Here is a 20,653-nt window from a genome sequence, read left to right on the forward strand (position 1 = left end):
CATGACATCAATCTTCGTTGTCCGAAGCGATAGAAAGGAAATATGATGCTGAAACTCATCTCTTGGAATGTTAACGGTCTGCGTGCTCAAGTGCGCAAAGGCTTTCTAGAAAAACTGGAAGCGCTGGATCCGGATATCCTGTGCCTACAAGAAATCAAACTGACCGAAGGCCAGTTAGAACTGGATCTGGAAAATTACGAAGAATACTATAACTATGCCGAGCGCAAGGGCTATTCCGGCACGGCCATCTTTACAAAGAAAAAGCCGCTTTCCGTTACGTACGGCATCGGTATTCCCGAACACGACCAAGAAGGGCGCGTGATCACGATGGCGTTTGAATCCTTCATTCTGGTGACCTGCTACACGCCAAATTCCAAACGTGGTTTGGAACGACTCGACTATCGCCAAGTGTGGGAGGATGCCTTTCTTGCCTATTTGAAAAAATTGGAAGAGGATAAACCGGTTGTCGTCTGCGGGGATCTGAACGTCGCGCACAACGATATCGATCTGGCAAATCCCGCCTCCAATCATAAGAACGCCGGCTTTACCGATGAGGAACGCGCCAAGTTCAATCAGCTTCTGGATAACGGCTTCATTGATACCTTCCGCTACTTCCATCCGGATGAAACGGAGGCCTACACCTGGTGGTCCAACTTTGCTAATTCACGTGCTCGTAACATCGGTTGGCGCATCGACTATTTCCTAGCTTCCGAAGCCTTAAAGCCACGCCTGATCTCAGCTGCCATTCATGCGGACGTCATGGGTTCCGATCATTGCCCGGTGGAATTGCAACTCGAAGCCTAAAAAAAACAGCCTGTCGATCCGATGACCGACAGGCTGTTTTTATTATGCAAGGTTAACGTGACGACAAGATTCCTTTACCGACCGAATTAACGCCACCCAAAATGGTGACGCTGTCCAGACGGGAGATCTGTTGCTGCACCGCATCTGTTAGATTCGCCTTTGTCGTCAGAAGAATGGGTGCGGACCATTGCTGTGCGAGCGGTGCCGCAACCAACGCATCCGAGAATTTTTCACCGCTGACAAGAATACCGCGTTTTGTCTTTGGGAACAATTTCGCAACGACGGCGGAAAGCTCATAGCGATTTGCTGCGCTAATGCGCTTGACTTTACTGCTCACAAGTTGACCCAAGGCGTTTTCAGCCGCCGTAGAAACGGAGTTCTTGCCACCTACCACATACATCGACAGATACGTCCCATTCTTTTGCAGTTGGCGAGCGACGGACTCCGGCACGGCATTCTTACTGATCAGGGCAATTTGTGCATGATAGCGCTGTGCCAGTGGCGATGCCATCAGCGCATCGGAGAACAGCGTGCCGTTCACGGCGATGGTGCCACCCTTTGGATTCGAGAGAGTCTTTGCATTGACTTCATAGCGATCTTTTCCGTCGATACGCTTTACTTTTGCGGCAGGCACAGCTTGGTGCAATGCACTTTCTACAGCGGAACTGACTGAGTTCTTCCCGCCCAAAATAATAATCTTTGACGGAGATAGCGTCTTCAGGCAATTTCTAGTTGCTTCCGGTAATTTTGTACTCGTCGTATACAGAATCGGCATTTTACCTGCCGAAAGATTGGTCGCACTCATGGCGTCGCCAAAGGCGGCGTTATTCACTACCAATACGGTCTCCGCCTTTGCGAAATATTTCCTAGCCACCAACGCGGCCACTTCTTCACGATTCGAACCGGAGAGACGAGAAACCTTCAGCTGCGGTTGGTCATCCTTTTCAGAGGGCTTCGAAATCGATGTATCCTCCTGCACCGTCGAAGTACCGGACACTTTCGCGTTGCCGACCTGTGCGGTGAAATTCACTTTTCCTGTTGTCGCAAAGGTGACCTTGCTGCCGTCCACGCGGCAAGCATTGGCTGGCGATGTACTCCACTTAGCTCCATTCATAATCGCCAGGTTGATCCATTCACTATCGTTCGTCGTCGTATTGTCTACCATGTGGACACTGCCGCTTAACGTGAAGTCAACCGCTTTGTTTTGCGCAGCCTTGGCCGGCACGTTTAACTTTAAGTTGCGTACACGCGATCCTTCCACCTCCACGAGCACTTCCTTCGGCAACGTCGGCAAGGTTATAGCATTTTCCGTATTATTACGTGAAAATTCCATCGCAACAAAGTAATAGTCGATGGCCGGAGAATAGAAGGCTGCCGCACCAACGGACTTAAACTCTGCGTCAATCATGGTCGTGTAATGGCCTATCATCTTCGGATAATTGTTCAAGTCTGCTTTTGTACGAAGGGCCTCCAGATAATCCGCCTTTTCTTCATAGAACTGCGCAATGCTTCGTGCAAAGCCCGATCCGTTCTTAGCCACATTCTCCGCATGGTTTTCCGCCCCGTTCGAGGCGGTCATAAAAGGAGTGCGACCGCCATTCGGGCGACTGTGCGCCCACTCAAGCGTGAGCTCTGCCGCACGTTGACGAGCAATCTCTTCCAACCCGTCAGACCAAGCCAACGGTACATAAGGTTCGGTTAATCTTTCCTTCACCGCTTCTTGGCGAATGGCATTCACCGCTTTCAAAATGGCTGTCTTGTCCGGTACTTCATAGCGCCCCGTTATCTTCACCGATACATTGCCAGCCCGCGGCGCCCGCGCCGCCTCTGCAGTCGACCATGCACCGGCTAAAAACCAGCATAGCATGCCGACCAAGCATAAAAGCAATACTTGACCTTTTTTCCGCTTCCATGTGTACATTGTTTTCCTCCTATGTGTTCTTCCCGATGGCCGATGTTTATTTCTGCCGGTTATCGTTCGATAAAAATGGTTTTTAAGCTTCCTCGCACATCCAGGAGAAGGCTTGCGCCGTTATCCGCCACGACGTGATGGCTGAGTGAGCGATCGCCGAAGACCCAACATACACAGGCAGCGATGACATTAAAATGGGATACAACCAAAACTTGGGAATCACAGACCGGTCGGAGGCGAAATCCTTCGATCGGAGGATTGCCCTTGCGTTCTTGTTCGGTCAGCTCGTCCAGGAAATTCCACACGCGATCACAGAGATCGTCAAAGCTTTCGCCTTCGGGAATGCGATAGCCCATGGGATCTGCCAGATAATTGGCATAAACCTCAGGGAATTTCTCTTGACATTCCAGGCGAGTGTGGCCGGTGAAGATGCCGAAATTGCGCTCTCGTACGCGCGGCTCTAAGATCGGGTCGTAAAAGCCCAGTATCTTGGCCGTTTTGAGCGTTCGTGCATAGTCGGAAGCATACACTCGTTCAAAGGGAATGGATTTCAATTTCTTTTTTACGCTGCGAAGTTGTCGAGCAGCTTCCGGAGCAAGCCGTGTTTCCGGTTCACTGTAGGTCATGCTTTTGTTCGATTCGCTTATACCATGCCGTATCACATAAATTCTCATCAGCGATCCATCCTCTTCCAGTTTACATTGGCGCGCCACAAGAAAAAGGCAATTTCCGCTGTCAATGCAAGAAAAGCGACGATCGGAATGCCACTAAGCGTCGGTCCGGCAGGCCCTTCCGGGCCGTAAAAATAGCTCATCGATCCAATTAGCGCGTAAAAGGTTGATGGCGCCTCGCGATGAAAAATTTGTAGGGTATTCGCCTCCCAATAGTAGGGAAACCATGCGCTGAGATGCGTCACCAGTATCGCCGTTATCAGCAAACAGAGAAGGACGCTGGCCAGGCGAACGGCAAACTTCCCAAATTTTAATCGTCCGTATGCAAAGAGGCGCTCTGTCCACCCCAGTACCCAAAATAAAAGTACAAGTACCAACGTCCAGCGAAGAACAAAGAGCAATACACCGATGGCGGGGCGGCCCATCAGAAACAGAAAAGGAACATTAAATGTCGCAGCATGTTCCGTAAGGCTGGCGATATCTTGGCTAAAAGTATCCATGCCGCTGCCCTCCAGCGGAAAAAAAGCGATCAAAAAGCGTAGTGCAATGAAGGTCAGGCCATACGAAACGATGAAATTCAACCACTTGGCTACCATCATTTTCCAAGGTGCTAAAGGCGTAAGAAATGTCAGTATGCCATCGGCATTGGTGAGTTCCCGCTTTACATTCAAAATAACGTAAACGACCGCTGCCATGTCCAAGCCTATCCCTAAGATAAAAGGCAGGATAATCCCCATCGTCAGATATAGCTTATGCTGAATCATCAGGCGCACGATAAAGTAATACAGTGTCGCTGCCATGAAAAACGTCAAAAAGAACGGAACGCTTCTTTTCCATTCGTAAACGAAGCGCTTTAGCATCTTATACCTCCCAGTCCAGATGATCCTCGACCAAAATCAGAGAAAAAACCCATTGCAGGATGGTTAAAAGAAACATGCCGCCTAGTACCGCCACAGACCAGACCGATCTACCTTCTTCCGAGACTTGCAGACCGCTCATCCAAAAATTTTGCATGATATAGGTTGCCGGACGGGTATTGACAAGCGTTCCCTGCAGCACGTCCAGATACCAGGGAAAACGCAGCATTACGTTATTTGCCACCCATATCCAAAAACAGCAGAGGCCGATCGTACAAAAGAAAGCAAACACGCGCCCAACGACCGTCGGCACCTTGCCCGCCAAGTGGAATCTTTGTCCGAGGCGATGTAATAACAGCTGTAGTGCCATCACCAAGGTAATGAGAAAGAGCAGTTCGAGAATAGCTACCGGCAAGTGCAAGAGCAACAGTTGCGGAGAAAAGGCTGTTAATCCCTGGCGCACGGCTTGCAGCGAATGCGTTTGCAAAAATTCAAGTAGCAGTTCCAGCAAAACGCTTGAAATCATATAGAGAACGGCACTGAGCAACAAACTGCACACGACGGCAAGGAGCGATTTCCGTTCCGGTTGCGGCAGCAAATGCCCGAACGCATCCTCCGTTATGGTAGGTATCGCACGAAATAACTCTCGCAAAAAGCCGGCCACCAGATGAAGCTGTGCCAATAAGGCGCCGACATAGCGTACGAGATCGGCATCCCATTCTTTAACATAACGTGCCAGAACTTGCGATACGACCAGCACAAGAAGTGCGGATACCAGTATGCCCATACGGGCGTTTCGCGTTTCTCGCCGAAGGAGCGAAAAATAGTATTTCATGGTCGCCTCCTATCCGAAAATCATTCGATACACGGCATCCAGATCGGCGTTTTCTTCCTGGCGAATGGCTTCCGCCGCGCCGTAACGTACGATACTGCCTTCTTTGAGGAAGCAGACCTCGTCAAAGATGCGCTCCAAATCGCGCACCTGATGCGTCGTAATGAGCATGGTGGCCTCATCGCCGAGGGCTTCGATCAGGATATCCAACACTTCGTCGCGCACAATGGGATCCACGCCGCCAAGGGGCTCGTCCAACAAATACAAGCGCGCCCGACGACTCATGGCCAGAGAAACGGCCAGACGATCCCGATAGCCCTTCGACATTTTGGAAATTTTCGTATGCTTCGGCAGCGCCAATCGCTCCGCTAACGCATCAAAACGCTCCCGATCAAAATCCATAAAAAAGGTTTCAAAATAGTGGCGCGCCCGCTCGACGGTCATATCATCGCTGAGAAACAGCGTATCCGGCAAATAAGAAACGAGCGCTTTTGTCTCCGTGCCGGGTTCCATGCCATCAATTTCCACGCGACCACCCGATTTATGCGCAAGGCCTGCTAATATGCGCAGCAAGGTCGTTTTTCCCGAGCCATTCGGGCCCAAGAGTCCCAGCACATGGCCATTCAACAAGGCTAAATTAATATCCTGCAAGACCGTTTGTCCGGCAATCTTTTTCGAGAGATGGGAAATCAATACGACCGGTTCGCCTTCGCCTTCCGGGAGACCATCCTCCGGCGCCTCTTCTGACGGCGCCTCTTCCGCCAGCACCTCTTCAGATTGAACCATTTCCAGACTTTCGGCTTGGATCGGGCCGTCCTCCGGTATCGCTTCGTCATCCACCACCGGCAACGGTGCCGTATCCTCAGCAATGTTTTCATCGGTGTTTTCTGCGGATTCCTCCGTCGGCACGCTAAGCCAATCTGAGGTCGGCGTTTCGACCGATTCTGCTACCGATTCTTCCTCAACCGGATCAGGTGCCGCGCCGCGCAATAACTCCGAAACGGGAACAACACGTTTGTCTTCACTCATGCTCTCTTCCCCCTGTCTTCTTTTCTTATGACCGCTATGCTCTTTTTTATGCTTATCCTTGTGCCCCATCATAGCCTCCCGCCATCAAGATCAGCCCGACAATTCGATCATCTGCCAGATGAAATTCGCGCGCACGGCGAAACAGTTCGGTTGCTTCTTGCAAAACCAGGGCTTCTCGTAAACGACGACGCGCTTCCGGATCGGTAGTCAGAACCAAAACACCTTGTTGCTCTTCAAGGACTTGACGTTGTTTTAGCAACAGCAGAGCGCGCTCAATCGTGCTCTTTGTCGTCCGATAACGCTTCATCAAAAGATTGACCTCCGGAAGAGACACCTCCCCGCCGTTATCCTCGCGCAGCAATTCTTCTGCCATTTGTTTTGCTATCCGTTCATACAGTGTCGCGACCATCGGGCCTCCTCTTTCTTATGGGCATGTTAGGGATGCAAGCGTTGCTGCCTTTTTCCCTCAACAAACAGTATCGTCTTGATTACAAAAGGCGCGCATCGGACAAACTTGACAGAACGAAGCATCGCTCGTATGAGCAGAAAAAGCACCGCTTTCAATGGCTTCTATCGTTTTCGTCACTTCCGCCTGAAAAGCTGTTCTTTCCTCGAAGGAAAAAGCAAAACCATCCATGGGGTGCTCACGTTCGCTCTCCGCGGTGTAATAGAGAATCTGGGACTCTTTTATGGATACATCGCTTTTGCCGTCTTTGTCTTCCTGTTTGGTTTCATCGCCATCGCCGATAAGGCAGCGATAAAACCGCAGCTGATCGCGATAGACCGCTTGCCCGGTGGCAGCGGGACGCGCCGTTTTGAAATCCACGAGCATTTTTCCGCCGTCCAGTGCCAAGTCAATGGTGCCTTCCCACAGATAGCCGTCTCGTATAGCGTGCAGATTCCATTCTGCTGCATACAGGCGATGCGGCGGGAACGGCTCTGCCGCACAGAAAGCCGCTACTTCCTCTTGTGCGCGTCGAATGCTGTCCGGTGTTAATAGCGCGCCGGAGCGACGAAATCCTTCCCCCACCCATTGTACCATGGTACGCGTGTCCTCCGGGGATGGAGCATGGCCTGTTTTTTTGAGATACGCCACCGTGCGCGCCAGACACGCATGCACCAAAGTGCCGTAATCTGCTGCCTTTGTGCGCGGCGTGGGGAAACCCATCTTGCGCAAGAAAAAATATTGGCGCGGACAATGACGATAGCGGGCAATATCGCTCGTAAAGGCATAGGGCGTTTTTTCCGGCAACACCTTCTTCGTCGGAAAGGTTAACGCCTCAAGATCCTTGGCTGTGAGCGCCGGATCATCCGCCCCGGCGCGGATGCCCGTTTCGACCAACAGGCGCTCTGCCCTTGTGCGCGCAGTATACATAAGCCGCACCTCGTCCATTGCTGCAGCGGTTTCTTCGGGCAACTCTGAGCCAGACGCCCCTGCTCGCTTTAAGACAGCAACCCCGCGCCGGGAAACATAGGCGCGTCGCTTCGGCGAATGCACCAAAAACACCGCCGCATATTCCAATCCCTTGGATTGATGGATGGTTAAGAGCGGTAAATGCCCTGTCGGTACGTCTTCACTTTCTTCCGGCGATGCAGGCAGTCGTGCCTCCTCAATGGCGGGCAGAATCTCCGTAAATAAGAACGCCGCCTGTGCCACAATATTTTCCTTGGTCCATCGCGTATCTCCCGCCTCGGCCAAGGTCAACATCTCCTCCACAACAGTCATAAAATGCCGCAGTGCTGCCGTATGCTCAAGAGCTGGAAGTTTTCCCTGCAACGCCTCTTCTAGGGAGCGATGCAACGGATCCACGCCGAAAAAGCGATAACAAAGTTCCCCAAACGTGACGCTTCCCTCATGCAATGCGCGACGAAATTCCTCCGCCACACGCTCACACGCTGAAAAAGCGGTTTTCGGGATGTCATTAGCATAAGAAACGAAGATGTCCAAATCATGACGCTGCACGGTTCCGTCTTTAAGCGCTTGGGCAAGATAGGGGCGAAACGCCAACGTGATACAGCCCATCAGTCGGCGCACATCGCGATCCGCCAACAGCGTACCGCCGCGCGGCATATGTGTCGGTACGCCCTGTTCCCGCAATGCTTTAGCCAGAACCAGCATGGATGCAGACCGCACGGAAAAGGACAGAACCGCCATGCGCTCATAAGGCACGCCTTTCTCATGCACCGTGCGAATGGATGTGGCCAGACGCTTCGCCCAAAGCTCTAGATCACCACAAAAAAGCTGCTGTAGCGCACTTTCTTCCGACAGTGACGCATCCGCCGGCACTAAATTCTTCTCCAGTCGGTACACGACGTCATCCCTGCCCGCCTTCAACTGCTCCACTTCCTGCCTTAGCCGTTGCTCGGCAACACGTAAAATCACACCATCGCTGCGATAATTTTCCTGCAACGAAATGACCGTCGCACCTTCATAGCGATGGGTGAAGTCCAGCAAATTGCGGACGCTGGCGCCCCGAAAGCGATATAAGCTCTGGTCGTCATCGCCAACGACACACAAATTGCCGCTCTTCGCCTGCAATAAACGCAAAATCCGCTCCTGTATGGGATTGGTATCCTGATACTCATCCACCATCAGATAGCGACCTTTTTCCTGCTCTTCGGCAAGAACAGCGGCGTCACTTCCCAGAAGCAATGCCGTGCTAAAAAGCATTTCACTGAAATCCAACCGATTCTGTTCTTGCAAAATTCGGCGATAGCCTTGCAGCATGGCCACCGCCGCCCGTGTCGGTGCATCCTGTCCCCGTAAATCGGCAAAGCCTTCCCGCAGCTGATCCAAAAACGAGCCCAATGCCCGCAAGGCATGCCAATCCTTGGTCAGCGACAGCCGCAGCGTCTCCACATTTGGAATCGCTTGAAAGACATCCAGATGCGACGCTAACAGCATCCGCCTTCCCATTTCATCCAGTGGTGCCCACCCCGGAGCAAAGCCCACGCGATCCGCATAGCGCTCCAGCAAATCCCCCGCCAATTGGTGGAAATTGCCGACATGAATCTCTCGTGCCGCCTCCTCGCGATGCGCTCTCTGCAAGAGTTGACTCAAGCGCGTCACCAGCTCCCGTGTTGCCTTTCGCGTAAATGTCGTCACCGTAATGCCGGCCGGATCCACCTGTTTTTCCACAATCAAATACGCCACGCGCTGCACGAGAGTCATGGTCTTCCCTGCGCCGGGACCTGCCAAGATTAGCACCGGTCCTTCCGTGGTCTCGATGGCTTTTTTCTGTTGGGCATTCGGTTGAAACATGCGCACCGCCTTTCCATCCTTTATTCTATCAAATCGACGGATGGCGGCGGGCGGGTTTTCGTGCGTTTTGAAGAAATAAAGCATGTGACGTGGCACTCCTCATGGCGCAGAAAATAGGATAAAGTATCGTTACAGTTATTGTTCAAGTCCGTGCACAGATGATATACTTCTTCTCAGTGAAACGATGCAACACGGGTTCAATACCGCCGTGGCATCGCTAAAAAATGGAATTTCGTCACGAAAAGTGACATGTCCTTTAGAAAGGAATTTAGTATGCAAGAGCCGGAAAATCAACAGCCATCGTCTGAAACGAATGCCTCTCACGCGGAAGAGGAGAAGCAACCCATTCATAGGCACGCAGCGGAGCGTGCACAGCATCGTCGCCAAAAAAGAGAGCGACGCATGATCGGGTGGATTCTCATCCTATTATTGTTTTGTACCGTGGCGTTTTTCTTGTTAACATCACTTGTGAAACATTTCATGCCCAAAAAAGGGACGGTAACGCCGCCAGCTTCTTCCATGGTGACTACACAGAGTTCTGTGCAAGAGAGCCATGCCAAAGAAGCCGTCTCTAACGACTCCGCACCATCCGAAAGTAAGGAAGCATCGGAGGAGAGTGAAGAAAGCATTGCTAAGGCGGGTACGGGTATTTTTGCCGGAACGGCACAGCCGAAAGCCAACACCGGCGACGCTGTCCAAGATGCGAAAGGGAAAGGCAATAACCACAATACCGCTGCCAATGTGTATGCCTACAACACCACGGATGTGAAAGAAGCCATGTATCATGGCAAAAAGATTTTTGATCATCGCCTGGCGTTTTTGACCTTTGATGATGGTGTGGATTCCAACTCAACGCCATTGCTACTGGATACGTTAAAGGAACTGGGCGTACCGGCTACGTTCTTTATGGTCGGAAAGTCGTTCACACCTAACCATAAGGCTTTGCTGGAGCGAACCATGGCAGAAGGGCATGCGCTGGCGCTACATTCGTTCGATCACATCTATGAAAAGCTCTATCCCGGTCGCCATGGCAATGCCAAGGAAATTTTTGGGCAATATAAAAAATGTATGGATGCCCTGCACGAGCTTTTGGGTGACTCTGTCAATCCTAAAGTCTGGCGCTATCCGGGTGGCCATATGTCGTGGAAGGATCTGGACGAAGGGGACAATTTGTTGGCAAAGGAAGGCGTGCAATGGATTGATTGGAACTGCCTAAATGGCGATGCAGAAGGCAGAAAATCGCCAACTTCTACGCAGGCACAAGTTTCCCGCATTATTGAGTCTTGGGGAGAATATGGCAAGCCACAAGTCATCACCATTCTGATGCATGACACGGGCGCTAAGACGCTGACGCGAAATTCGGTGCCGGCCATCGTGAAAGCACTCCGTGCGGAAGGATTCTCTTTCGGCGTGCTGGAATAGGTAAAGTAATAAAAAAGCGGAAGGCGGCCTTTCAGGCCGCCTTTTTTTTGCTGTCCGCGATATCGCTATCCGATTTAGAAAAGGTTTTTCTATTTTCTCCATGCTTTTTTAACGCTTGAATTCGTTATATAATGAAGTCGAAGGATTAGATCCCGGCAAACGTACATCTTTCGCCATGGGAGAAAGGGGTGCCTTTAATTTTTCGGGCAGGAAAGGAGGAATTTCGTTTTTCCCCGTAGCCTTCGGAACATTTCAGGAGAGAGGAGGATAGTATGGTCAGTTTTATTATTTGTTTCTTGTTACTGGTCGGAGCTTTCTTTACATATGGTAAAGTCACCGAGAACACATTTGCTCCCGATGATCGTGAAACGCCGGCTATTCGTCTCAACGATGGTGTGGATTACGTCGTTCTGCCGCAATGGAAATTATTCCTCGTTCAATTGTTGAATATTGCAGGGCTAGGCCCGATCTTCGGCGCACTGCAAGGCGCTCTCTGGGGACCCATTGTATTCTTATGGATCACCTTTGGTACGATCTTTGCCGGCGGTGTGCACGACTTTTTCTCCGGCATGATGTCGGCGCGTCATGATGGTGCGTCCATTACAGAAGTCTGCGGTATCTATCTTGGCCCTGTGATGCGTAATATCATGCGTATCTTCAGCGTCGTCCTGCTCGTAATGACCGGCACCGTATTTGCTGTCGGTCCCGCCGGTTTGATCGTTAAATTGTTGCAAGAAGGCGGCATCACCGGGGTGATTGCCAGCACCGAATTCTGGCTTTGGCTCATCTTAGCGTATTATTTCATTGCTACCTTTATGTCTATCGATAAGATTATCGGTCGTATTTACCCGATCTTCGGCATCTGTCTGATTGTAATGGCCATCGGTGTCATCATCGGTATCTATACGAATCCGAATTTCACCATTCCTGAAATTTGGGATCACTTTACCAATATGCATCCGAAGGCAACGCCGGTATGGAGCGTTATGTTCATCACCGTTGCCTGCGGCGCGATTTCCGGTTTCCATTCCACGCAATCGCCGTTGATGGCGCGTTGCATGAAATCCGAACATCAGGGCCGTTTCGTCTTCTACGGCGCCATGGTTACTGAAGGTATCATCGCTCTGATTTGGGCTGCTGCCGGTTGCTCGCTGTATCAGGTTACCGGCGGACTCAGCACGGGTCTGGCTAAAATCCTGACGAACGGTCAATCCGCCGCCATCTATGACGTCTGCATTAAGACCATGGGCAAAGTAGGCGTATCCCTTGCGATGATCGGTGTAATTGTTTGCCCGATCACTTCCGGCGATACTTCCTTCCGTAGCGCTCGTTTAGTCTTGGCCGACTGGTTCAAGATGGATCAGGTCAACATGAAGAATCGTCTGTATCTCTGCGTTCCTCTGCTGGGCGTTGGTGCTATTGTTGCCCATCTGGACTACATCGTCGTTTGGCGTTACTTCAGCTGGACCAACCAGACATTGGCTATGATCGTGTTGTGGACCGCAGCCATGTATCTCTTTAAGCATCAGAAGAATTATTGGCTCTGCGCGGTTCCAGCCACCTTTATGAGTGCCGTTTCCATGACCTATTTCTTCTATGCCAAAGAATGCTTGAATTTAGGTACTGGCATCGCGTATCCTGTCGGTATCGTCCTTGCCGCCTGCTTCTTGGGCTTGTTCCTCTATGCAACTAAGAAGGCAACGCCCGATACACCGAATGTCGCGGCATAATAAAGAGTCAAAAAAGGCGGGGTCGGGTCTGAAACCGACCCCGTTTTTTTAACAAAGGAGGCACTATGCTTTTTGAACCCAAAGCATTAAGCACGACAACGCTCCCTAAAGAGGAGCTTGAAAACGATCTGCGAAACGCGAAACGCTTCGGTCCCTGTGCTATCGGTGATAAGGCCCTCTACTTGGGGCGCTATCTGCGCGATCGCAGTCTCTACGTTCCTGTTTCCTCCGTGCATCGTGCTTTCAAACGCGTAGCCATGAGCCGCGGCGGCTTCAATCGCAAAGGTCTCTTTGCCACACTCCCCTATCTTGTGGTGCTCTTCGACGATGGCAAGGAACGCTCCTGCCTGTTCAAAAAAGAGGAGGATGTGGATCTTTTCCTTCTCGAAATGAAACAGCGCCATCCGGCTATTAAGCGCCACAGTAAAGAAGCGGAAAAGCTATTAAAAGAGAGACGCTATCGCCTCGAAGAAAAGAAACGAAAATTGGAACAGGTGAAAGGCCTGGCCGTCATCCACACATTGGATGAAAGCATTGCATTGCTGGAAAAGACACCGCGCCTCTCGATTGAACTAAGCGCCGCCGCCAAGCAGAAACGCATGCACGATATGAGTAACCCTGCCTATAAATGGGTGGCGCTGGCCATCACCATCATGGGGGTGCTCGCCGCACTCTATGGCGCCTATCAATTCTTGCATGGTGCAAGCTTCAGTATTTTCTTCATGCTCTTCGGCTTCGGGGCCATCTTTCTCTTTTCGGGCGCCCACGTGCTCCCGACTTCCGAGAATAACCGCACCGCCATTCTGCGCCGTTTCACGAATAGCATCGATGCCATGGAAAAGGCACTCGCCGATACGCCCGATTTCCCGGTTCCCGCGCGCTATGCGCATCCGACCGTTTTGCAATGGATGGAACAGATCATTGCCGATCAGCGTGCTGACACCGCCGCTGAAGCGCTGGAACAGCTGAAAAAGGATCTTAAAGCCTTAAACGCTGACGTGGAAGTTGATCCGGAAGAATTTGAAGATATTATCACCATAAAACCGCTTTTCTTGGTGCATCATTACGAATGAGAAGGGACTACCCCAAAAAACAGGATTTTTACGCAACACGAAGAACAAACGTAAAGATAGTGAGAAAAGCACGGTAGCGAGTAACGCGTAATACCGTGCTTTTTAAATGTAGCAATGCAACACGGTAGGCTTTTTCCCTGGAATACAGTACAAAATTGGCATACTCGTAAAAGTACTGTACTTATTTCGCTCGAAATACAGTACTTTATTAAAATCCAGCAATTTACACTGTAGTTTTTTCTCCCTAATTACAGTGCAAAACTAATATTTGACATGTCCCCCAAAAAGTAGAGCCTTACAGAACAAAAAGATACAATGAAGAAAGGCGTAAGGAGGATGACATGACACGACGTAGATACACGAAATCTTTTCGAAAACGCGTAGTGGAAGAGGCATTAAAACCGGAATTCGAAGGCAAAGAATTTCTTGTTGCAGAGAAATACCATATCCAAACCTCAACGCTTTTGCGCTGGATGGACTTGTTTAACAACTATGGGGAGATGGGCTTAGCAGATAACATCCAACAGTTTCGTAAGAAAGAGAGCACGTTCACCCGTAGGCAGAAGCAGAGGGAAGCTGCGAAGGACAAAGAAATCGCGGAACTCAAAGAGGAAATTGCCATCTTAAAAAAAGCCGCGGCCTTTCTAGCCAAGATACCCCGAGACTAAAATTTGCATTCATGTATCGCTTTCGTCATGAACATGCAATTGCTAGAATGGCCAAAGTTATTGAAGTCTCTGAAAGTGGCTATTACAAGTGGAAAAACGCACAGAAAGCGCAGACACTGCGTCAAATTGAAAACATGCAGCTCTCAAAAGAGATCGGAAAAATTTACGATCAGAGTAAAGCTGTTTATGGGATACGAAAGGTCACGGCGGAGTTGAATTCCCAACGACAGAAGGTAGGAAAGTCGCCGGTGAATCACAAGCGTGTGGAACGCATCATGCGGGAAAATCACTGGCATTCCAGAGTGCGACCAAAATTCCTCGTCACCACCGATTCCTCGAAAACAAGGAAGCCCGCCGACAATCTCCTTCAAAGAGACTTTGTGGCCAAAGCGCCAGGAGAGAAGTTCATCAGCGATACCACCTATGTCCCAACGCCACAAGGAACGCTCTATGTTGCTGTGATTTTAGACCTTTATGGACGATACCCCCTAGGCTTAGCCATGAGTACCAAGAACAACAAACAGCTGGTGATGGATTGCCTAGACGATGCGCTAGCAAGGCATACCTTAAAGCCTGGATGCATTGGCCATTCCGATCGTGGATCGACCTATGCTTCGGAAGACTACCAAAAGCTTCTCAGAAAGAACTATATTCGCTGTAGCATGAGTAGGAAAGGAGACTGTTGGGACAATGCAGCAATGGAAAGCTTTTTTGGTAAGATGAAAACCGAGTGGCTCTACCAGATGCCACAAACCATTCGAGAAGCAAGAAAACGGGTCTACGAATATGTATGGGCCTTTTATGCGAAAGAAAGAAGGCATGCGACAAACGGATACCAAACCCCTTTTGAGGTTTATTACGGATGAGGTAGAAATGGGAAATCTACACTCTACCATTTGGGGGACAGTTCAATTTCGACAAAAACACTGTATCTTGCCGCATTTTTTTACAGTACAAATCTCGCAAATTCAAAAAAACACTGTATTTCACCGCATTTTTCTACAGTACAAATCTCGCAAGTTCCGAAAAGTACTGTATTTCACCCCATTTTTCTACAGTACAAATCGTGTAAATTCCAAAAAGTACTGTATTCCACTGTATTCCACAGTATTTTGCCGAATTTCTACAGTACAAATCTCGCAAATTCCGAAAAGCACTGTAGCGCCCCTCCCTTAAGCGGTTGCACTGCTTTTCATGCCCACACTTGCGTTTGCCTTGCCATTTTTTATAAAACTGTCTACAATAGTCTGACAGTGTTTCTTGGCACCCACTTTAAAAATCAAGATGGTGTCTTTCCGACACCTTTTATGTTGCCACGAACACTCCAATTTCTAAGGAGGTTCTCATGAACAAATCATTATCGTTAAAGTCTCTTTTTTCTACGAAAACACTAGCAAGACAAGGCGTCATCGCTGCCGTCTATGTGATCTTCACATTGTCGGGATTCGGCGTCAGCTACGGTCCCGTACAATTTCGCTATTCGGAAGTCATGAACTGGCTGGCGTTTCTGGATCCTAAAAATGTGATCGGTCTGACCATCGGCTGTCTGATTTCCAATATCTGGAGCCCGTTTGGTGCCATCGATATGGTGGTTGGCACGCTGGGCACATTGTTGGCGACGGCATGCATGGCCAAAGTATCTTCCAAATGGGTGGCCGGACTGTTCCCATCGCTATTTTCCTTCTTATACAGTGGCGAAGCACTCTTCCTGGGAGAAATTACAACGGATCTTTTCCCAATCGTTACCGGACAAATCATGTTGTCCGAATTCATCATTACCTATATTATCGGCCTGCCGGTGATGTATTTCCTCACGCGTAACAAAGCGGTACACAATACTTTGCTGGATGCAAGCACCCTCCCCACGAAGGAAAGCCTGACAGGAAAAAAGGAATTCCTGTTTTAAGGAATTCCTCTTCAAATCATAATTGGGGATCGGAAAATCATATCTCAGCGGAAGGTGTCCTTTTTGGGGCGATCTTCCCTCTCTAACGAGGCTCTACCACAAAAGTCGGAGCAGTGTAATAGTCACGCAATCCAGAAATGATGTGGGTTTGGCCGATGCGCACATAGCAACCGCTGAACGCTTCGTCAAAGAGAAAACAACCTAACACATGACCAAAGGGCTCCACCATAAAGGGAGAATCTGCCATCTTCGAGCGATCTTCCCGGGACAGGAGCTCTTTTATTGCGCCCTGAAGCGGATGTGACGTGCGACATTTGGCATCGCTCTTTAACACCAAAAACGGTGTGGGCGATACGTCCACGTAATCCTGATAGATGTACTGATCCAGCGGCAGCGCCTGAATCTGTTCTTTCCATGCCGCGTGGCTATGATCCCGCCCCACAAGAATGCCTTGGGAAGCATACGAATTGTAAGGCTTTAATATATAGCGATCTTTATTTTGCAATACTTCCTCCACGTCCTGTGACGTGGCAAGTTCCTTCGTGAAGGGCACGTGTTCCTGAATAAAGGCCCATTCCTCCGGCGTTACAATCGCCTTTGTTTGTGGATCGTGCATCATGGAGAAAGTCGTCTTCGCATGCATGACTTGCGAACGGAACGAACCAAAGGACAGGAATACACCGTCGCGATACGCTGCTTCAAAATCACGTGCTTCCTCACGAACGCCGGCAAAATCCGAAGTCACCATACGGCGATAGACGAGATCCACCGGAGCTTCCTTGCCGGTTTCTGCATCGCTGCCCCAGAGCTTACCATCGCGATAATGCATCCGGCGCACATCGCAAATCATGGCTTCCACGCCGGCTGCCGCAAAGCGATCGCGATACACCTGAAACTCTATGCCGGTTCCTTTATCCAATAAATCGACGATGGCGACGGATCGAGCCTCGCGACCCCGAATGCTGCGATAGCGTGCTAAAAATTTTGCCACTAAGCTATCGAACAGTTCAAAGCGGGAAATCTTCCATTGATCACGCATATCTTGAAAAATCAGACTGTCTTCCAGCAAATTCCCCAGCACGCGATCTTCGTTCATGGCGGAAGAACCGTCCGTGTTGAGTTCGCAGAAGCGATACTCGCCATTGCCATTGTAAAAAATATCGTAGCGACCCACGGGCACGGGAATGTCATAGCCCGGATCAAGCAAAATCAGTTCTTCTATGGTCGGGTCAAAATGAAAGCCCCGGCGATAGGCCGGATTTTTAACGTAGGCATCGGTCATTTTACGTCCGATGGAAACCATAGTTTCTATCATCGTGCGAAACACGGCAACATCTGCCGGTGTCAGGAAGAATCCCTGATAGATCATGGGCACAATGGTCCCGTGATAGAGGCGGCGTTCTTCCCGACTGGAAGAAATGCGATGATCGGCATCGCCGGCATAGCGCATGGGATCCGTCAACACCCGATGAATATATTCTTTTGTAAACTCAGGATAAAACATGACGTGCTTCCCATTTTCTCAATGCTTTGGTCCAGCCTTCCTTTGCGACGTTGCGCGCAAGGACACTGCGCGGCGTATCCAGATTCTTCCACAAGATCTCCAGAGGATCCAGCAATTTCCCCTCTTGCACGGACAAGCCTTCGCGTGCCATCGCCAGTAAGCCCAGACCCCAATTCACAAAATAATCCGAATGATAGTAGCCCTGAATGCCGTTATCGCGACCAGAGTTCTTGCCGCGCTCGACCCAATCCACTTGCATGGGCGTAAACATATCCTGCAAACGGCGCATATTATTCATGTTGTACAAAAGCCCCTTCAGCAGCGCTGCAGCGCCAAAAGCCCACGAAGCGGGGACGGAATCCATCATGCGAATTTCCAAAATTTGCTTGGCGCGAATATCCGGAAACACGATGGACATACCGTGTTTCACCAAACATTGGGCTTCCTCTTCTGTTTCTGTTTCGTCGAGGATGTCGGACAGCGTCCGATCCCCCGTCGCCTTGATGGCATCGCCACAGGGAACAAAGATCGGCGGCGCGGAGAGCACCCAATCAGCATAGCTTTCGACGCTGAAATCCGGATCAAAGACTGTCGGCGGAATGCCCGTACGCGCCGGATCCGTATGACGCCATATTTCCTGCCGTGCATTGAATTTTTCAAGCGCTTTGCCTTCTCGCTGCGGGGCTGAATCAAACAAGGTATAAAAAATCGGAGAAAGCGCTGCAAGCACCCGATACTTGCTGACAAAATCGGCGTCGCTGCCGACATCCACCGAAACCTGAAATGCCGCGCTTTGTCGCATCATCGCTCGCGCCAGGTTGCCTTTTTGACTCATATGCGCATCCATGAGTTCGTAGCGATGCTTCGGCAGCAAAGGAATGGCATCAATGGGAGTAAAGGGGTCAACGCCCACCGTGACCAGCACATAGCCCATCGGATCCAAGATTTCATACAAAGCATCTAACATCTCTTGATAGCGATGGAGCAAAATGCGCAGGGATTCGCTTGGCGCGAGAGAAGTTTCCAGCTGTGCGCCGGGTTCCAGCGTAATGCTGTTTCCCAATTTCTCCAGACCGATCAAATGGCCTTCATCATAGGTGGGCGTCCAGTCCGCATGGCGACGCAAAAACGTCTCCAAAATCCCTTCCACGCCTTTTTCGCCGGGATACATCACGCGCTTCATGCTTTCGCGTTCCATCACAAAATGCTCAATCTCCGGCCCCGCCTGCCATCGGATGCGGTCCGTATAACCGCCTCGTATCACATTGGTGATAAGGCGTCTTTTTTCTTCAACTGTCCATCGCTTTCCCATGGTTACCACCTTTCCGGATTGAATCTTTGCCGCAGTTGCTGTTGCATCGCTGTGCTTCCCATTGCTACAAAGCCTCAACACATACCCCCAAAAGCAAAATAGGGTATAATCGAGGAGAAACGCACGAAAGGACGTGTTATGTCTTCTTTAATTACGATTCAATATCTGTACAACAGCGGATTTACCATCTCTTACAAGGACACCTTCCTCGTTATCGATTACTGGAAGGGCGATCTGGTATTACCAACGGATAAAAAGATCCTTTTTATAGTTACCCATGCGCACGCGGATCACTACAATCCTGCCATTTTCACGATGCCGGGAACCGAAAATGCCCGTTATGTGCTTTCGAACGACGTCGAACGCATCGAAAAAGAAGGAAAATGTCTGGTGCTGAGCCGTTCGACGGCACAAACTCGCATTCGAAAGATCGTCTACGATCCCCAGAGAACCCATCGCACCGGTCCCAATGCGGTCTTCCGTTTCGGCGATATCGATTTTCACACCTACGGATCCACGGATCAAGGTATTTCGGTTTTATTTACGTTGCATTCGGTGAATTTCTTCCACGCCGGCGATCTCAACGCTTGGAAGTGGCCCTCTTTCACGGAAGCCGAACAGAAACAGGAAGTACGCGATTATCTGCGCATTCTCGAGGAAGTTAGCTTGAATCCCATCGATATCGGATTTGGCGTGCTGGATCCGCGTCTTGGCGAAAACGCCATGCTCGGCCCTTCCTACTATTTGAAGCGATTGCATCCGCAGATTTTTATTCCGATGCACTTCCGTGACGAGCCTGAAATCAGCAATGCTTTTTACAATCGCTACCAGGGCCATACGGAGTCGCGCATCCAAACCATCCAAAAATCCGGCGATAAAATCATCGTACAAGGTTAGAAACGGAGCAACCGATGCTTAAGTATTTATTCGTCGATTTTGACGGGATCCTCACCGATACCGAAACCGAAGTCTTTCACCGGATGCGTTCCTGGATCGCACAGCACACCGGTCACTCCCTCACGCTGGAGGAATACGCCCTGGCTGCCGGTTCTTGGCATGCGCATCTGGTCGACTATATGAAGAACCTGTATGGCGATCACTTTGACAGCGATGCCTTCTATCGCTTCGGGCGTACGCTGGAGGGGGAAGTTCTGGGCGCCTTGCCACTCATGCCCGGCGTACGCCGTCTCTTAGATGACGCCAAGAACCTGGGTATTCGCTGTGGCATCGTCTCCTCCAATCTGGCACGCACCATCCAACCTCGCCTTGATTTTCTGCACATTCGCAGCGATTTTTCCTTTGTTCTGACGGCCGAAGATGTGGAAACCTTGAAGCCTGCCCCGGATCTCTATTTGAAGGCACTGGATGTCTCTCAGGTCTCTCCCAAGGAAGCCCTTGTCATCGAAGATTCCAAGAACGGCATCATCGCCGCAACCGCTGCCGGACTCAAAACCCTGGCTGTTCCCTGCACGGTGACCCGCTCTTACCCCTTTACACAGGCATGGCTAAAGGTCGATTCATTGGAAGCCATTTCGTTGGCCGAGGTCGCGGAGCGATTCGCGAAAGAATCGGCGTAGACCGAAGCGCGATAGCGATGGTTCAAAAGGAAGAAGGCGGCCCATCGGGCCGCCTTCTTCCTTTTATTACTACGCCGCCAAAGGCGGCTCCTTA

At 50.4% G+C, this 20,653-nt stretch carries 17 protein-coding genes and 1 pseudogene; 9 read left to right on the forward strand and 9 right to left on the reverse strand.

Annotated elements, in window-relative coordinates; all coding sequences use genetic code 11:
* Nucleotides 1–42 precede the first annotated feature (42 nt).
* Complete coding sequence (locus BN98_RS04720) at nt 43–804, forward strand: exodeoxyribonuclease III (protein ID WP_019189479.1); 762 nt, start codon at nt 43–45, stop codon at nt 802–804.
* Nucleotides 805–856: 52 nt separating this feature from the next.
* Here BN98_RS04720 and BN98_RS07925 read toward each other — a convergent pair whose 3' ends face one another.
* The 7 genes from BN98_RS07925 to BN98_RS04755 are packed head-to-tail and all read right to left on the reverse strand — an operon-like array spanning nt 857 to nt 9,367.
* A complete protein-coding gene (locus BN98_RS07925; protein ID WP_019189478.1) occupies nt 857–2,725 on the reverse strand; it encodes a cell wall-binding repeat-containing protein in 1,869 nt (622 codons plus the stop codon).
* Between the two features lie 50 nt (nt 2,726–2,775).
* A complete protein-coding gene (locus tag BN98_RS07930; protein ID WP_019189477.1) occupies nt 2,776–3,390 on the reverse strand; it encodes a histidine phosphatase family protein in 615 nt (204 codons plus the stop codon).
* Nucleotides 3,390–4,247, reverse strand: coding sequence for a hypothetical protein (locus tag BN98_RS04735; protein WP_019189476.1), 858 nt, complete (start codon nt 4,245–4,247; stop codon nt 3,390–3,392). The genes BN98_RS07930 and BN98_RS04735 overlap by 1 nt, the downstream gene beginning before the upstream one ends.
* Before the next feature lies 1 nt (nt 4,248).
* The gene (locus BN98_RS04740) at nt 4,249–5,079 is read right to left on the reverse strand and encodes a hypothetical protein (protein ID WP_019189475.1); all 831 of its coding nucleotides are present in this window, start codon (nt 5,077–5,079) and stop codon (nt 4,249–4,251) included.
* A gap of 9 nt (nt 5,080–5,088) precedes the next feature.
* Nucleotides 5,089–6,174 (reverse strand): ABC transporter ATP-binding protein, encoded by a 1,086-nt coding sequence (locus tag BN98_RS07935; protein ID WP_019189474.1) that lies wholly within the window; start codon nt 6,172–6,174, stop codon nt 5,089–5,091.
* A complete protein-coding gene (locus BN98_RS04750) occupies nt 6,158–6,514 on the reverse strand; it encodes a GntR family transcriptional regulator (RefSeq protein WP_019189473.1) in 357 nt (118 codons plus the stop codon). The genes BN98_RS07935 and BN98_RS04750 overlap by 17 nt, the downstream gene beginning before the upstream one ends.
* Before the next feature lie 57 nt (nt 6,515–6,571).
* A complete protein-coding gene (locus tag BN98_RS04755; RefSeq protein ID WP_195891104.1) occupies nt 6,572–9,367 on the reverse strand; it encodes an ATP-dependent helicase in 2,796 nt (931 codons plus the stop codon).
* A gap of 273 nt (nt 9,368–9,640) precedes the next feature.
* Here BN98_RS04755 and BN98_RS07940 point away from each other — a divergent pair, with 273 nt between their 5' ends.
* The 6 genes and pseudogenes from BN98_RS07940 (at nt 9,641) to BN98_RS04785 (ending at nt 16,166) form a co-directional block, all read left to right on the forward strand.
* Nucleotides 9,641–10,789: a polysaccharide deacetylase family protein gene (locus tag BN98_RS07940; protein ID WP_019189471.1), complete on the forward strand. Its 1,149-nt coding sequence runs from the start codon at nt 9,641–9,643 to the stop codon at nt 10,787–10,789.
* A 272-nt stretch (nt 10,790–11,061) separates the two neighbouring features.
* A complete protein-coding gene (locus tag BN98_RS04765) occupies nt 11,062–12,519 on the forward strand; it encodes a carbon starvation CstA family protein (RefSeq protein WP_019189470.1) in 1,458 nt (485 codons plus the stop codon).
* 65 nt (nt 12,520–12,584) lie between these two features.
* Nucleotides 12,585–13,592: a hypothetical protein gene (locus BN98_RS04770; protein WP_019189469.1), complete on the forward strand. Its 1,008-nt coding sequence runs from the start codon at nt 12,585–12,587 to the stop codon at nt 13,590–13,592.
* 341 nt (nt 13,593–13,933) lie between these two features.
* Nucleotides 13,934–14,260 carry a transposase gene (locus tag BN98_RS04775; RefSeq protein WP_019189468.1) on the forward strand — a complete coding sequence of 109 codons (327 nt, stop codon included), beginning with the start codon at nt 13,934–13,936 and terminating at the stop codon, nt 14,258–14,260.
* Nucleotides 14,257–15,126 (forward strand): annotated as a pseudogene (locus BN98_RS04780) (IS3 family transposase); the annotation flags it as partial. The gene BN98_RS04775 and the pseudogene BN98_RS04780, both read left to right, overlap by 4 nt.
* A 479-nt stretch (nt 15,127–15,605) precedes the next feature.
* On the forward strand, nt 15,606–16,166 hold the full coding sequence (locus BN98_RS04785; protein WP_019189466.1) for a QueT transporter family protein: 561 nt from the start codon (nt 15,606–15,608) through the stop codon (nt 16,164–16,166).
* An 82-nt stretch (nt 16,167–16,248) separates the two neighbouring features.
* Here BN98_RS04785 and BN98_RS04790 read toward each other — a convergent pair whose 3' ends face one another.
* Together BN98_RS04790 and BN98_RS04795 are read right to left on the reverse strand one after the other, a co-directional pair.
* Nucleotides 16,249–17,670, reverse strand: a complete 1,422-nt coding sequence (locus BN98_RS04790; RefSeq protein ID WP_019189465.1) for a hypothetical protein — start codon at nt 17,668–17,670, stop codon at nt 16,249–16,251.
* Nucleotides 17,657–18,982, reverse strand: a complete 1,326-nt coding sequence (locus BN98_RS04795; RefSeq protein ID WP_019189464.1) for a glutamate--cysteine ligase — start codon at nt 18,980–18,982, stop codon at nt 17,657–17,659. The genes BN98_RS04790 and BN98_RS04795 overlap by 14 nt, the downstream gene beginning before the upstream one ends.
* 138 nt (nt 18,983–19,120) lie before the next feature.
* Between BN98_RS04795 and BN98_RS04800 the strand changes: the two genes are divergently transcribed.
* Together BN98_RS04800 and BN98_RS04805 are read left to right on the forward strand one after the other, a co-directional pair.
* Nucleotides 19,121–19,879 carry an MBL fold metallo-hydrolase gene (locus BN98_RS04800; protein ID WP_019189463.1) on the forward strand — a complete coding sequence of 253 codons (759 nt, stop codon included), beginning with the start codon at nt 19,121–19,123 and terminating at the stop codon, nt 19,877–19,879.
* A 14-nt stretch (nt 19,880–19,893) separates the two neighbouring features.
* Nucleotides 19,894–20,559 (forward strand): HAD family hydrolase, encoded by a 666-nt coding sequence (locus BN98_RS04805; RefSeq protein ID WP_019189462.1) that lies wholly within the window; start codon nt 19,894–19,896, stop codon nt 20,557–20,559.
* Nucleotides 20,560–20,653: the final 94 nt, after the last annotated feature.

Source organism: Levyella massiliensis (assembly GCF_000308275.2).
Lineage (GTDB): Bacteria > Bacillota > Clostridia > Tissierellales > Peptoniphilaceae > Murdochiella > Murdochiella massiliensis_A.

Coding starts and splice junctions, on each gene's coding strand:
- BN98_RS04740 (WP_019189475.1), bottom strand. CDS start 5,079: ATGAAATACTATTTTTCGCTCCTTCGGCGAGAAACGCGAAACGCCCGT.
- BN98_RS04785 (WP_019189466.1), top strand. CDS start 15,606: ATGAACAAATCATTATCGTTAAAGTCTCTTTTTTCTACGAAAACACTA.
- BN98_RS04790 (WP_019189465.1), bottom strand. CDS start 17,670: ATGTTTTATCCTGAGTTTACAAAAGAATATATTCATCGGGTGTTGACG.
- BN98_RS04750 (WP_019189473.1), bottom strand. CDS start 6,514: ATGGTCGCGACACTGTATGAACGGATAGCAAAACAAATGGCAGAAGAA.
- BN98_RS04720 (WP_019189479.1), top strand. CDS start 43: ATGATGCTGAAACTCATCTCTTGGAATGTTAACGGTCTGCGTGCTCAA.
- BN98_RS04770 (WP_019189469.1), top strand. CDS start 12,585: ATGCTTTTTGAACCCAAAGCATTAAGCACGACAACGCTCCCTAAAGAG.
- BN98_RS04735 (WP_019189476.1), bottom strand. CDS start 4,247: ATGCTAAAGCGCTTCGTTTACGAATGGAAAAGAAGCGTTCCGTTCTTT.
- BN98_RS07930 (WP_019189477.1), bottom strand. CDS start 3,390: ATGAGAATTTATGTGATACGGCATGGTATAAGCGAATCGAACAAAAGC.
- BN98_RS04765 (WP_019189470.1), top strand. CDS start 11,062: ATGGTCAGTTTTATTATTTGTTTCTTGTTACTGGTCGGAGCTTTCTTT.
- BN98_RS04795 (WP_019189464.1), bottom strand. CDS start 18,982: ATGGGAAAGCGATGGACAGTTGAAGAAAAAAGACGCCTTATCACCAAT.
- BN98_RS07925 (WP_019189478.1), bottom strand. CDS start 2,725: ATGTACACATGGAAGCGGAAAAAAGGTCAAGTATTGCTTTTATGCTTG.
- BN98_RS04775 (WP_019189468.1), top strand. CDS start 13,934: ATGACACGACGTAGATACACGAAATCTTTTCGAAAACGCGTAGTGGAA.
- BN98_RS04800 (WP_019189463.1), top strand. CDS start 19,121: ATGTCTTCTTTAATTACGATTCAATATCTGTACAACAGCGGATTTACC.
- BN98_RS04755 (WP_195891104.1), bottom strand. CDS start 9,367: ATGTTTCAACCGAATGCCCAACAGAAAAAAGCCATCGAGACCACGGAA.
- BN98_RS04805 (WP_019189462.1), top strand. CDS start 19,894: ATGCTTAAGTATTTATTCGTCGATTTTGACGGGATCCTCACCGATACC.
- BN98_RS07935 (WP_019189474.1), bottom strand. CDS start 6,174: ATGGGGCACAAGGATAAGCATAAAAAAGAGCATAGCGGTCATAAGAAA.
- BN98_RS07940 (WP_019189471.1), top strand. CDS start 9,641: ATGCAAGAGCCGGAAAATCAACAGCCATCGTCTGAAACGAATGCCTCT.